Here is a 12,852-nt window from a genome sequence, read left to right on the forward strand (position 1 = left end):
CCATATAAGCCGATGCGGCAAAACTATCCAGTATGTCCTTGCGAAAACACCGAATAAGGGCTTGACCCTCCCCCGGCACCTTTCTAAGTACACCGCCTAGTGGGGCCGTTAGCTCAGTTGGTAGAGCAGCTGACTTTTAATCAGCGGGTCGCAGGTTCGAATCCTGCACGGCTCACCACTTCTTCCCATAGTGTCTTCTCAGCTGCTTCTGGCAGCGCTCTATTTCACGCAGCCCGGCCAGCTTCTGGAGACGGCACGGAAGGGCAAGACGGCACAACTGCTGATCGGCCTCAACGAAGCAACCAGCCCGCAGGCGCTGTGCCAGCTGCATGAGGTGCCGGGCGTTACGATCCGGTACCAGACCAGCCGGTTCCATGCAAAAATTTCATCTTCGATCAGGCCGCCTTGCTGGGATCGTCAAACCTGACGGATGGCGGCCTGCGCGCCAATCGCGAGGCGGTTGTCCGGCTCGACCGCGACGATAATACCGACGCTGTCGACGATATCCGCGCACTCTTCGTCGAGCTTGGGGATGCCGGGCAGGTCCTGACCCGAAAAAAACTGATGCCTTCGAGAAAATTTACGATGAACTGAAGCGCCGTACGCCTGATCCTGAAAAAGAGATCGAGGCAGCGCCGGGACAGGCCCAGCCGCCCAACGTCAATGTCAAAAGCCACGAGAAGTCCAGCGAGCGCATCTTCCTCGAAACCTTACGACAAGAAGTCTATGGACAGTGCCGCCCTGCCTTCAGCGAGGTGACGGCGTCCTCGACGAACATGGATTTCGCCGCACGGATCTCGCGAATGTCGGTACCGAGAACGAAACCAATCGCTTTCTGAACTATGTCAGACTGACCCATATGATCGGCGACGAGGCATGTCAGACTGACCCGCTGCGTAGCATCTAAGACCGCCGCCAGGAGATCATCCTCTACGCGCAAGAGTGGGTTGATGCTGCGAACCGCAAGGTGCCCGAAGACCACGCCGCCTGGATCGAGACGGTGAAACGAACATTCGGCACACGCAAGGTCACCGAAGCGGCCAGCAAGGAGGACACTACCGACGGCCTGATATCACTGCACGCCTTCACAGAATAGCTGCGTTTCGTAAAGGGCGGCCTGAAAGACCTTCCCGCTGAATTCTGGAAGGCGAACAACGATGATGTCAACCGCGTCAAATCCACATTGACCTACCTACTGCACGGCCCTGGCGATTTCATCCAACGCTTCCACGATGTACTCCATGACCGGTCGATCAAGCTGACGCGCTTCGCCTATTTCTGCGCTCTCGAACTCCATGGCACCGTCAAACCCGACGAATACCCGCCGATGAACGGACGCATGGCCAAGGCGCTGCGTTTCCTCGACTTCGACGTGAAAGGTGAATAGATGCAGCCGGCCGGCACAATTGTCGGCGACATCACACGGCGCACAACGATCTACACGGTCTTCCCGCGCCATCGCTTCTTTGAACTCTTTGACGAGAAGAAGAACGCCATGGTCTGGCCGACCGTGTGGGAAGATCCGTTCGAGAACTTCATCCTGAGATCACCCGTCCGCACTGCCGCTGGTGAGACCGGAGGTTCTCATTCCACAAGGATGTCTACTGCCAGTGCTGGACGCGGAAGACGAGAGCGGATGCGATGTGGCGCATCTAGTCGCCGGACACGGAAACAATAAGCGTCAGAACAACGGTTGGCAGACTGATCGCCAGCCTTCTCGCCGCCAACAAGGGTGTAACCAACGAGAGATGCTTCATTGGCAAGGTTGACTGTGGGGGATAAACTGCTGAGTTACAGCGTGAATCATGGCTATTTTGTGCGTCGAGGCAATGATTGCCAACACACTGCTCCGTTCGACCAGACATTTGACAGAGCCTGACAACACGAATTCAGCAAGTCGCATTGGTCTTAGGACGGGCTTGGACCGGTCAAACTTGGTGTTCTGTGCGGCAGGCGTAATTGACCAATGTCCGCTCTGAGCCCAAAGTACCGAATGCTGCGAGCATTATGAACGTCAGCTTCCTAACATCTCGAAAAGACTGACCGGGTTCAACTCGGAGTGTTGGCATTCCTCACGGAGCCGAGCGCTCTGACGAGTAGCAGGCTGGATTTGTGCGCGGAGTAAGACTGCTCGCGCGTGGAAGCCTCTTCACCGTATCGCACTGCAGCCGAGCATTGAATATCAGATAGGAGGCTGTCCAAATCCAATCCCATGATGGAACCTGCCAGCGCTTCGTGGAGCTCTTTCAGGTTATGAGTCCGTGGAATGGGCGATACATCACCGATCACCTCAATCAACCCCTTCATGAACTTCTCAGCAAGTTGGAGTGATGCCCATCTGGCCTGCCCATGGTTCGGGTTCTGGCTAGTCATGTGCATTGCAGCAGTCATCCAATCGCTCTGTGCTTCTGGGAAGAAGTGGCTGGATTTGGAAAATCGGTCGAATGTCTGTCGAACGTCCATTCCTACCATGAACATACCATAGACCTCGGCGAGATCATTGTCGCTGAAGTGATTTAGTCGCGCGGCGGTTATGCCCGACAACTGCTTACAGGCGTTCAATCTCGGAGCACCAACAACTGCGTCGTCATCATCAGAAATGTCTCGTTCAACTACTGGCGTGAAAAACCCATAGACGATTGGCAGCTTGAGTTCCCATAGATCACCATCAGCCTGCACCGCGACCTTTGCATTGGCAGACGGATCGAGTTTGATACCGTCTCCATAGACTTGCTCATACCAATCGTGAATTCTTTCTGCGTACTTCCAACTACTAATCAGATGGTCAGGGACGCCAGGCTGAGGCTTCGTGAACAACATCGACATATTGAAACGCTGTCCGAACTTGATAATCGCATTCATTGGACGACCTAGCGGAGGCACGCCTGCCGCTTTCAATTCTTCGTCGATTTCGCGGATGACTGGGGTGATGTCTTTTGGAATGTGTGACATGAAAGCCCTTTGGTTTTCGCCCAGTACTTCTGGCACCCCGCGTCAGTTGGTCGACGCTCAGTTTTGAGAAGTATCCAAGTCTACCGGAACACAAAAGCAGTCATTCGAGAAGACGCAGCAAGAGCTCACTTCGTCACGCACTGCCGTCTCGATGTTCTTTGCGGCTAAGGTCGGAGAGGAGCCCAGATTTGACGAATGCTGCGATATGCCTGAATGTCTGATGCTTAAGCATCCTGTTGGATCTGTTGACTAAGAGCGAGTAGTCTCCAGCGAGCAGATTGGAAAGGGACCGGTTTGTGATCGACATCATTGACCGAGCTACGCTTTGCGCCTGGCTCGAGGGACGCAACGAAGCCGATGAATTGATAGTTGCTTCTCGAATCGCATGCAGGAAACTGCCACGGCTAGTAAGTGCTGTCGTCGGAGATCCAAGCGTGAAGACACGGCAGAAAGTGGTTCTGCCTGTCTTTCGTTGTATTGCCGCCGTGGTCACAAGTGCAGTTCAAAGCGATTTTCACGCTGAGATTCGGCCTCACCTACCGAGTATCGCCAACGCGGCAAACGAAGCCTATCAGACTTGCGCAGCCATTGATGCAGCAAACACTGATCATCAGACAGCTTTCAGCGTGGGCGCTGCGGACACAGCAACTGCCGCATTTGAAGCGGCAAAGGTGGCGATTGGCTCCTTCGGATCCGCACATTATGCAGCCGCAGCAGATATCGAAGAGTTTTGGAGAGCAATTCGACATGATGCTCGATTGATTGAACAAGGCGAACAAGCTTTCCAGTTCGGCGGGCGCTGTCTTTGGCCTGACCCGATAGGACTTCATGGAACTCCAGACGAACTACTTACAAAATGGTTTCAGCTTCGAGACTATCTCTCCCAAGTGAACGACGATTGGCAAGTTTGGATTGGTTGGTACCAAGACCGCCTCGACGGGAAACCGATCAACAAGTTGCAAGAACTTAAGAAAATCCTCCTTCCAAGTAACACCACCGCACAGGGAACCATCAAGTTAGATACAAAGAATTCCGGAGATGTTCACGTTGGTCGCGCTCCTGGCCACAGTGACGGCCCCGCGACAGCCTGCGCGGGAGGTCTTTCGAACATCTCTGATTTCGAGGGAGAAACAGATGTTCGAAAGCGCGCTGGATTTCAAGCTGCGCAAGCAATCAAAAACAATCCAGTAACCATAGGATTTCAGCTGTCCGATCTTCTTGGGCGGGTCTCACAGGAGATCGCCCTACGAAAGGAAGAAAGACGAAATGATCCATACGCAGTTCGGAACATTGCACTTCTAGAGAACATCGAAATCTCTCTCAATGAGCTTTCATCCGCGACCTTTGAACTAGCAACAGAGGAAGCCCCAAGATCTTCTGAAGCGGTAAAAAAACGCGCTTGGACAGTTCGTGATCAGCTTGAAGAGTACTCAGGGTGGATTGCAGGTGATGAAAACGCCAGAGCCATTGCGAACGGGGTTCTGTTTAGTGGGATGGCTGGTGTGCTGATACAGGTCGTGGGGATGTCAGCGCTTCCCGTGACCGTGTTCGCCGTAACTGCGATGGCCGGTGAGAAGTTCAACAACAAGATTGCGGATTTAATCAAGCGGATGAAAGGGGGTTGAATTTGGGCATTTATTTTCGACGGTAACAGAATTTGATGCGTGAAAAACCCGTCCTACACGTACAGGTTGGGCTGGCAACGTCATTGATACGTTGAGCGGCTAAGGACTGCAAAGAGCCCATCTTGCCGGGTACTGCACGTCCCACCAAGATCCGCTCATTCAGGGTGGCCAATAACGTGAAAAATCCAAAGACGGTTGCCGTAAACTTCCAGATCACGTTTGATACCGTTCGCCCGAAAATGAAAACTGCCCCATTGCGTGATTGAACATTGCAAACCAGCCAGGTGTCAAAAGAGCGATTAGTTCGCAAAAATGCCGGACTGATCGATCAACTCCCATTCGTCAGCTCACCTTGGCGCTTCAAGTACTGCCCTATGGTGTTGTGTATCCCGTCAGCACCGCCCGCCAGCACCAACGTCGTGATCAGGATGTCCAGAGCGGAGAACCAAACCTGTTGCGTTTCATTTTTTATCGCAGACGAAAACTCACCCACCACGAACTGTCCGAGTATGCGAAAGCCAATCACCGCCGCAAAGGCGCTTATTACCACGCTCGCGAGTGTCGCAGTGAAGGCTTTCTTTTCTTTCAAAGGTTTCAGTTCCTTCACCGCTTCTGAAACCCTTTGCTGATGCAACTCAACAGCAGAAACAAACGCGGCTTCAGCTTCTTTCTCGCCCGCGCCACTGGACCGCGCTGCCAGCACCGCCTTGGCAGCGTTTTCCTTTACGATACGCGCAGCCGTGACTTCGTCGGTCAAATCGGCCTCTTGTGACCCATGATTCGCACTCACTACGACCTCAACCGCTCGCTCAATAAAAAGCGCCACAAAGATGATGGTGAGGAACTTCTGACCAATGTCTGTCACGCCAAGAGCTGTGAGGTTGACGTTCTCAAAGCCGATACCAAAGGAAATCCAGGCAGCAGCGACAGCGACGCCGGCAATGATCACTGAGGGCAAGTAATTCATCAATTCTGTCCAATTATGTGCGAGTTACGACGTAGTTTGCTCTTTGCTACCATCAGAGATGTATGATGGGTTCGAGGTTTGTGTTTTTTCTGTGGCTTTGAGCCGGTTCTCCTAAGATGCCGGTGCTGTATTTATATCGTAAGCAGTCGTTCGCGCAGCCACAGCGAAGGTCGGAGTTGCCCCGCGCCCTGGGCGTCTGATGCCGTCAGTGAATTTCCAGTTTGGGCTGGTAGCACCCTCACTGGTGCATCGCGCGGCCAAGATCGGCGAAGAGCCCAGACCAGACTTATTGATTTTGTGCTGCATGCGCTTGCAGCGTGAATGTTGCTGCAACAGAATAAACCCCCATGCCGCTGTGCTGCGAGAAAACCAGTCGTTCAAGCGGCTACGGGCCGAAATTTGCGAGTTTGCAGCAATAATGCGTGCTACAAGTGCATCTTCAGATTTATCTTGTTTCATTGTGTCATCCATTGTTCTGAATTTGGTAAAACATGAAATTTTGTTCCGAGGTCAGCCCCGAGAACTCAAGATCATCGAGAGTTTGCGCCGCTAGTTGATAACTGGCATCAAGAAGGCCACGAACTCAGATTCAACGGTTCCATCCGCAGCTTCGACGCGACGGGGATACACTTTTTCCTTGACTGTGTTGCCCTGATTTCCTCCGAGCAATTTGACGTGGGTGTCTGAGTAATCCACGACAAACCCAACATGACCCCGGCCCGTCGTCCAGTCTGCATCCATAAAGGGCGCGTATCTGCGAACCGCTATGCAAAACTTCCGCGGTTCATTGAGCTTGATGAACTGATTTCTCTTATTCCAGAAAAAAGACCGAGCACCGGGATGGTTCGTTCCCACGTAACCGCTTGTTTCCAAACAGTAGTTCACAAATACGGCACACCAATCTGTTTCGTCGCCATTCTCGGGATCAAACCACGACGCGCCAACCTCAAAGTAGTTCAGAATACGTGGATTGCTTTGAGGTCCAGCGATCTCGCTGCGGGCCTCCGGGTCTAGGGCCGCTTCGCGTTGCGCTACCTCGATCCAGTCTGATGCCGCGCCAATAGCTGCGCTCACACCTGTTCCGTTTCCCGCAACCAGCGGGGTTGCGTCCGAAAAACCGCTTGAGGGTAAATGCGGGCGCTGTTCCCCTTGCGTCCAGCCTTCCATCAACTCTATGGCCGACGTAATCTTACGTATATATGCGATCTTGAGGTCATCAAGGACAGCGTCACGACTTAGACCAGTTTGCGTAACGACAAAGGACACGTAGGCGCCCGTGTCGTTCTCGGATGACGGCGCGTAGCGACTGATGGCCGCTTCCAACGTCAAAGGCCCGTAACTGCGTCCACGCAGCAGGACCTCGATTGCTTTTTGCCCTGTCGTCTTGTCCGGGAAGATCGCAAAGCTTCCATCATTGCCAATGGCGCCATTATTGCTTGAAAAATCGCCCTTTCGGATGTTGCCAGGGTTGAAATTGCGCCAGGAGCGAGAGCCGCCGACGCGCAAAAACTCGCGCCCTGCATCGTCCACAAGAAGAATGGTCTTGGTCGCCGTTTTGTGGGCCGCAACAAAAGCGGACGGCCCACCCGGAGGCGCTGGGTTCGGCGTGTCCATGATCGCAACCGGGGGCGAGGTAAGCGTAGTCTCGACAATGTCACTGTTTAAGTCAGTGCTGTCGCTCTCCGAAGTATAAGGAAAAACGCAAGACACGGAATACGTGCCATTGGGGTCTTTTTGTGCGCTGAATATACCGTTTGCAACAGTACAGAAATTCCTGTGTCCGTCGACCTGATCCTCTAAGACGCCGTGTACAACGACTTCCGTCATAACCTTCTCCTCCCTAGAGTTTCTTGAGCGTGATGAATTGCGCATTCAAAGCGGCGTTTTTGCCGTCAGACACGGCTTGGTATACACGAGGTAAATCCGCCCCCTCACTTTCGAAGGTGCCACCGAAACGCTGGAGGAAATTGAGATATTCCAGCGCTTTGGCGTTAGTCGTAGCTGGTTCAGAGATGAACCAATCGCGAATTTTGGCGCTGTTTTGCTGGTCAGACCGCGCTGCTGGCGCGGCGACTCCCGAGCGTTCAAAGATCGCCTGGACCGCCTCGTTGTTGCCACCGGCTGAAACGGCGGCCTTGCCGGAGGCAAAGCTCGTCTCAATGGTGACTTTGGCTAGCAAGGGGTTGTTGTTTGAATCGGGTGTGCGTTTGAGGTTGAAGGAAGAAAGCATGTTCACCGCCTCACTCCCTTCTGGATTGCGGGGCGGCACATAACCCACAACGCGTCTTTGCAGACCGGTGTTGACTTCAAGGGGCTGGCCTTGCGGCGCATCGGTGCGGATCGCAATATTCAGGCCCGTGCGTTCGCCGTAAACGAGAGTGTCTGAACAGGCACTGATCAGCAGTGTCGCGACGAAGCCTGTCGTGAGATATGAACGCATCATTCGTTCTCCTTGGCGAGTTGGTCACAACTGGTGGCCGAGCGGATACGAGCCGGATCATTGGCTATCTGATCAGCTGCTTTGCCAGTGGCGGTGAAGTCCCTGTATTCCGCAAGGTAAATCCCATCAGCCACGAGCCGTGTGCAGTGCACGAGGGCCATAGCCTCGGTCTCTTGTTCGTTGCCTTCAACGGGCACGTTGGTCGGAATAATCGTCACAAAGTCGCGGTCATAGCCAAACAGCAATTGGCCCTGCTGACGCGCCTGATTGACCTTGGCATTTAGGCCGACCACACTCTCGTGGGCGACATAAAGGTTTTGTGGCGTGCAGTTGCACAGGAAAAGTGCCGCCAGCGCGGCGGGTACAGTCTTCATGATGCGTTCTTCCTCTGGTTTTGGAGCTGGCAATTCGATTGGTCGGAAAGGCTGATCTCGATTGACGCGCGTTCGGGTGAGGCGGGGTCAAATCGCACAGCACTTGCCCCGTTCGGAGCGCCGGTTGCCGCAAGCAATACTTCGCGGCGCCCGAGCGTCAGCCCGAATTCTAGACTCGAGGCGACAAGCTGGAGGCCAGCTGTCTCTTGGTAGTGCAATCGCGGCGCTAGCCGACCACAGGATTTGATGTGAAGATGCAGGGCTTCGACCCGGCCGAAAGACAAACCAGCCATCGGGCCGCGTGTCTCAATACGCAGCCCGTTGGCCACGATATGACGCGTGCGCGTCTCATAAGTTTCGCGGGTGTTGACATTGACGAAGCCAAAATCATTGAACGAGCATCCCTGCAAGACTAGCAGGCCTAGGCAACAGGCCACGCTCCTGCTGCACGTATCAATAGCCAGCATGATTTTCTGAAATTTGCGACGTGTCGGTGCAAAGATCATAACGTAGTCACTGTTCCCAAAGGGCTCGCGGCTGCACGAACCAGTCGATCAACAATCCAAAACTCAGCGTGAATTTTGCGGGAACGGCGCGTGAAGATGGCGTGAAATCGCACTCGATGTTGCAAGAAAAAGCGATAATGAGGACCCGCGCACCAAGCATAGCCCTGCGATTTCAGGAAAGGCCCGCTGCGCGCAGCATATCTGCCATTGAGGTAGTCGGCGCATGCTTGCCGGGCTTAAACTCCTGAGGATTCAGTGCGGAGATTCTTGCGGTCTTCGATCACTGCCTCATGCGCCCTCGGTGCGAGCGTTCCTGCGTCAATCTGGAGCTCACTCTAATCGCGATCGGTCCCGGCGGTAGTATCGTGATCGATAAATTGTCCCAGATAAATCAGGATCGACGGTCGCTAGCTGTTATCAACTGGTTGTGTGGTTGTGCGACCATGGCTGTACCAAACGCATCAAGAGCCGCCAGAAACTCTAGGTCGTCCGGCTGGGCCGGGGGCATCCGGCACGCAATAGGTCAACGGGGCGCGCTGAAGTTTCGAGCCGTCCGGGTTGTGAACATCGCTGACGAGTGCGGCACCATGAGAACGTTGGCAAGACATGTGAATCTCCAAAGGTTAAGTTGAGACTACCGTCACATTTGTGGTGTGCAGAGCGCGTTAAACTCGTGCGAAAGTGCCGTAGATCGTATGTTAAGACTGAGTCCAGCTGGCGGCAATTACGCGACAGCGGCGCCTGGCGTTTGTGCGATGCGCGTAGATTTTAGCTGTCAGGGATGTTGCGCCGAGCACTGGCCCGTTCGCCTAGGCGCGAAATCCGCTTCGTTCCATCTGCTCAGCGACGCCGCCACCCTCTGCCGTCAATCGAGTATCGCGTCCGCGTAGCCAATTGATCTTGTTCTGATTGTGATCGGACTCAGTGTTGATGACCAAGGCGCCAAGGTTGAGTGAGCTTACGGTATCAGACCCGCCAAATGCTAAACTGTTGACCAAGGCTTGTGTCAGCGCATTGACGACCTGCGGAACCGCCACACTCGTGCCGTTCAATGCCACTTTCACCGCCGATCTGCTGCCTGCAGCCAGAACACCACCTAACACGCGCGAGCGGTCGCTGATTGCTGCCATGTCCGGCGATCGGACACTGTCCGACCCTGCTGAAGAATAGCTGGCACAAGAGGCATCCCGCCACCGATACCCAGCAACCACAATCATGCTTTCGGCGGTTGCGATGCCGTTGAGGGTGCCATAGCCGGTCACGCGCCCGCTCTTAGCAAACCAGTTTACATACTCGGAAATTTCGTTGTCGATCTTTTGCGCGCGGGACTCTTGGTGGTTCAGAAGCCGCGAAGGTTGGCCGGGTCTGCGATAGCCATAGGGTGGCTCATCTCGTTGAATCCATGCACAAATATCATCATTGGTCCGCAATGTTGCCGAGACCCGAATTTTCCAAACACCAGCAGGTGCAAATGGCGGTTCAAGCCGCGGGACATAGGTGGGCGCAATGGCCAGCAGGAGCCTGATTTTGCCAACTCTGTTTCGTTGCGCATCCAGTTCGACATCCGCTGCGGCCCAGGCAACACCTTTCTTGCTGTCGCTGTCAACCAGTTCCAGATACCCGCCTTTCTCTTGGATTAATGCTGCTGCGCCGAAGCGCGCGTTCGGCGGGACCAGTTCGATCGTTCGATCTAGGGCTGTTCCCGGCAGCCAGATCTCCAAAAAGTTGGGCGATTGATCCTGTGCGGGGAGCATCCAATCAAGTTCCAGCTGATGCTGCCCATTATGATCTGCAATCAGAGCAGCATGCCCATCCGCGCGGAACCTGTTTCCCGCTGGAAGGACCACATGCACCGGGTTGACCGAATCATTCGAGTCGCCCGCATCTGTGATTTCGGCAAAGCATTTTTCGACCGGATGCGAGCCAAGACGGCTGCCTGCACCCAGCCCATAGCTGAAATTCACTACAAGTGGGACGCTACCCTGACCAAGCGCACGTGCAATTTCGCGAGCGCGGGCTTCGATGTAGCGTATGGCGGCTTTTACAAAGAGATGTAGGATAGACCCCGACGCCTCAAGGATCACACGGCGCGGCAGTTGAACGGAAATGATCCGTCGGTCTTGCCCGTCCTCGTCTTCGGGCTCGTAACCGCATGCAAGATCCATAACATGCGTGCCGTGGCTAATCCGCTTAGTCAGCCCAATCGTTTCGTTTTGGGCGAAATCTGCGAGCTCAAGCTCTTTCAAAACCGCATCTTCGCTGTCTGAGCTTTTCAGGACGTGCTCAATTTCAGCATTCGACCATTCGCGCCCAAACGGTACGGTCGGCGCAGCCGGGTCTTTGGGCTTGCCATCCATCACCCACGCATAATCAACGCGAGACGTCTTGTTGGCCCCCTGAAATCTATGATGTGCGAAATTGGTCGCATCATCGACTACGGCAACGATGACAAGCTGCTTATCCTGCTGAGGCTTGGCTAGGCCGGGGCTGGGCGCTGCTGCCAAATGGTCGTAGTTTTGCGGAACACTTTCGGGCCTGAGCGGCGCACGATGCCACGGCTCGGGTGGGATCAAAGAGCCATCTGTATCCGGATCCCAAGGCTGCACGGAAGTGATCCGAATTCCGTCCAGGGCCGCTGCGGGATCACCCGATTTTGTCGCGGCCACGTTGCTCGTGTCTTTAATCCAGAATGGCTGCTGATTCACTGGCTCGCCAGGATAGCCAGCCTCGAAGCGCTGGCCGAATTTCTCGTACCAAATGACGTACGGACTTTCGAATGTCCGCTCAGAAATCTCCGGTCGATGCTCCCACTCAAACTGTGTCATAGCGCGCCCTCACATGTCCGCCGCGCGCCGATCTGGCCATTCCGCCTTGGCCTTTTCCCATAGCCAAGTTAGCGGCAGGCACTCGGTTGCGGTTACGACATTCACTTTGGCCCCAAGCTCAACAATTCTACGGCCCGCAGCATCTAAGGATTGTCTCTGCCCTTTGTCGAACAGCGTCCTCATTCGAAAATCCTCATTGCCGACGACTGTGCCATCGAAATGTGCGGTGCTGATAAAATTGCTGGTTGTCTCAGTATAGGGGCCAGCAGCGCCTGGCCCAAGTCCACGCCCACGCGCCACGAAATACTCGCCCAGCCCCAGACCAAGCATGGCTCCAGCAATGGAGTCGGCCGGGAAGTGCACACCTGCAATCGTCCGGTTGATCGAGATTCGTTCGGCCTGATGCATGAGTTGGTCTTGTATTCCAAACTCGATGTCACGATCATCGATCAGCAGGGACATAACGCGTGCGACCGTGAAGGCTTCCGTGGCATGGCCGCTCGGCAAAGTGCCATGACCCGGCATGGGGATCATGGGTTGGATCTGGCTTGAGAACATGTCTGGACGCTTGCAGGCCAACGCGTGTTTGACCCGCTGCGCGATACCGGTTGCAAATAGCTGTGCCGTTGCCATCAGTTCGAGCGAATATTTGGTGCGCGATGGGTGCAGCCCCAATATCACGCCAAAGAAATGCTCTGGATAGCCAGTTTGTGACAGGATTTCTGCAGAGCGGTCCATGCGCAATTCGGCATATGTGTTGACGTAGTCCAACTGCTCCTTGAAGTCTTCGATCCTTGGGCGCCGGAAGCTGAACAGCGGCTCGGACTCGTAAGTTGTCTTGCCTTCGGTCAAAATGCCCGCGCCAAGATGGGACACTTGGAAGTCGATGCCGTCTTTAGGCGCAGTTTCAAAAACCATACCAGCCAGCAAATCTGACTGGATGACATAGCCGCGCGCCCAAACTGGCCATTCGGACATGTTGCCAGCCTCTCCTGCCGTGTAGGCGGACACGTTGCGGTTGGGCCCGGCCCACCGCCCCATGATTCCGTCGCGGGCCGTTGTGACGGCGTACGATTCACCGGGTGTAAAACCCCGCCCGCCGACCCCGCCCCCGGCCCCGGTCGCGCCGGTTGCTCCAGTAGCGCCCGTGGCACCAGTTGCGC

12 protein-coding genes and 1 tRNA gene are annotated in these 12,852 nt (G+C 54.8%); 4 read left to right on the forward strand and 9 right to left on the reverse strand.

Annotation, left to right across the window (positions count from 1 at the left end; translation table 11 throughout):
* The first annotated feature begins 102 nt into the window (after positions 1 to 102).
* From KX928_RS04730 to KX928_RS04740, 3 genes are all read left to right on the forward strand, one after another.
* A tRNA-Lys gene (locus tag KX928_RS04730) sits at positions 103 to 178 on the forward strand.
* A gap of 227 nt (positions 179 to 405) precedes the next feature.
* Complete coding sequence (locus tag KX928_RS04735; RefSeq protein ID WP_219499536.1) at positions 406 to 594, forward strand: hypothetical protein; 189 nt, start codon at positions 406 to 408, stop codon at positions 592 to 594.
* A 589-nt stretch (positions 595 to 1,183) separates the two neighbouring features.
* Positions 1,184 to 1,387: a hypothetical protein gene (locus KX928_RS04740; protein ID WP_219499538.1), complete on the forward strand. Its 204-nt coding sequence runs from the start codon at positions 1,184 to 1,186 to the stop codon at positions 1,385 to 1,387.
* A 662-nt stretch (positions 1,388 to 2,049) separates the two neighbouring features.
* On the opposite strand, the gene KX928_RS04745 is transcribed toward KX928_RS04740, so the two are convergent.
* Complete coding sequence (locus KX928_RS04745; protein ID WP_219499540.1) at positions 2,050 to 2,952, reverse strand: HEPN domain-containing protein; 903 nt, start codon at positions 2,950 to 2,952, stop codon at positions 2,050 to 2,052.
* Positions 2,953 to 3,248: 296 nt separating this feature from the next.
* Between KX928_RS04745 and KX928_RS04750 the strand changes: the two genes are divergently transcribed.
* On the forward strand, positions 3,249 to 4,577 hold the full coding sequence (locus KX928_RS04750) for a hypothetical protein (RefSeq protein ID WP_219499543.1): 1,329 nt from the start codon (positions 3,249 to 3,251) through the stop codon (positions 4,575 to 4,577).
* Between the two features lie 328 nt (positions 4,578 to 4,905).
* On the opposite strand, the gene KX928_RS04755 is transcribed toward KX928_RS04750, so the two are convergent.
* The 8 genes from KX928_RS04755 to KX928_RS04790 all read right to left on the reverse strand — a co-directional run bounded on the left by KX928_RS04755 (position 4,906) and on the right by KX928_RS04790 (position 12,667).
* Positions 4,906 to 5,544: a hypothetical protein gene (locus KX928_RS04755; protein ID WP_219499545.1), complete on the reverse strand. Its 639-nt coding sequence runs from the start codon at positions 5,542 to 5,544 to the stop codon at positions 4,906 to 4,908.
* A 111-nt stretch (positions 5,545 to 5,655) separates the two neighbouring features.
* Entirely contained in the window at positions 5,656 to 6,003 is a 348-nt protein-coding gene (locus tag KX928_RS04760; RefSeq protein WP_219499547.1) for a hypothetical protein, read from the reverse strand.
* Positions 6,004 to 6,093: 90 nt separating this feature from the next.
* Positions 6,094 to 7,371: a TIGR02594 family protein gene (locus KX928_RS04765; RefSeq protein WP_219499549.1), complete on the reverse strand. Its 1,278-nt coding sequence runs from the start codon at positions 7,369 to 7,371 to the stop codon at positions 6,094 to 6,096.
* Between the two features lie 13 nt (positions 7,372 to 7,384).
* Positions 7,385 to 7,987 carry a hypothetical protein gene (locus KX928_RS04770; protein ID WP_219499551.1) on the reverse strand — a complete coding sequence of 201 codons (603 nt, stop codon included), beginning with the start codon at positions 7,985 to 7,987 and terminating at the stop codon, positions 7,385 to 7,387.
* Positions 7,984 to 8,358 carry a hypothetical protein gene (locus KX928_RS04775; RefSeq protein WP_219499553.1) on the reverse strand — a complete coding sequence of 125 codons (375 nt, stop codon included), beginning with the start codon at positions 8,356 to 8,358 and terminating at the stop codon, positions 7,984 to 7,986. Before KX928_RS04775 ends, KX928_RS04770 begins: the two co-directional genes overlap by 4 nt.
* Positions 8,355 to 8,864, reverse strand: a complete 510-nt coding sequence (locus KX928_RS04780) for a hypothetical protein (protein ID WP_219499555.1) — start codon at positions 8,862 to 8,864, stop codon at positions 8,355 to 8,357. The genes KX928_RS04775 and KX928_RS04780 overlap by 4 nt, the downstream gene beginning before the upstream one ends.
* A gap of 809 nt (positions 8,865 to 9,673) precedes the next feature.
* Positions 9,674 to 11,689, reverse strand: coding sequence for a S8/S53 family peptidase (locus KX928_RS04785; protein ID WP_219499558.1), 2,016 nt, complete (start codon positions 11,687 to 11,689; stop codon positions 9,674 to 9,676).
* 9 nt (positions 11,690 to 11,698) lie between these two features.
* Positions 11,699 to 12,667, reverse strand: a complete 969-nt coding sequence (locus KX928_RS04790) for a phosphatase PAP2 family protein (RefSeq protein WP_219499560.1) — start codon at positions 12,665 to 12,667, stop codon at positions 11,699 to 11,701.
* Positions 12,668 to 12,852 lie beyond the last annotated feature (185 nt).

This window comes from Roseobacter insulae, assembly GCF_019375555.1.
GTDB classification, from domain to species: Bacteria; Pseudomonadota; Alphaproteobacteria; order Rhodobacterales; family Rhodobacteraceae; genus Roseobacter; species Roseobacter insulae.

Coding starts and splice junctions, on each gene's coding strand:
- KX928_RS04745 (WP_219499540.1), bottom strand. CDS start 2,952: ATGTCACACATTCCAAAAGACATCACCCCAGTCATCCGCGAAATCGAC.
- KX928_RS04785 (WP_219499558.1), bottom strand. CDS start 11,689: ATGACACAGTTTGAGTGGGAGCATCGACCGGAGATTTCTGAGCGGACA.
- KX928_RS04770 (WP_219499551.1), bottom strand. CDS start 7,987: ATGATGCGTTCATATCTCACGACAGGCTTCGTCGCGACACTGCTGATC.
- KX928_RS04755 (WP_219499545.1), bottom strand. CDS start 5,544: ATGAATTACTTGCCCTCAGTGATCATTGCCGGCGTCGCTGTCGCTGCT.
- KX928_RS04760 (WP_219499547.1), bottom strand. CDS start 6,003: ATGAAACAAGATAAATCTGAAGATGCACTTGTAGCACGCATTATTGCT.
- KX928_RS04780 (WP_219499555.1), bottom strand. CDS start 8,864: ATGATCTTTGCACCGACACGTCGCAAATTTCAGAAAATCATGCTGGCT.
- KX928_RS04765 (WP_219499549.1), bottom strand. CDS start 7,371: ATGACGGAAGTCGTTGTACACGGCGTCTTAGAGGATCAGGTCGACGGA.
- KX928_RS04775 (WP_219499553.1), bottom strand. CDS start 8,358: ATGAAGACTGTACCCGCCGCGCTGGCGGCACTTTTCCTGTGCAACTGC.
- KX928_RS04790 (WP_219499560.1), bottom strand. CDS start 12,667: ATGTCCGAATGGCCAGTTTGGGCGCGCGGCTATGTCATCCAGTCAGAT.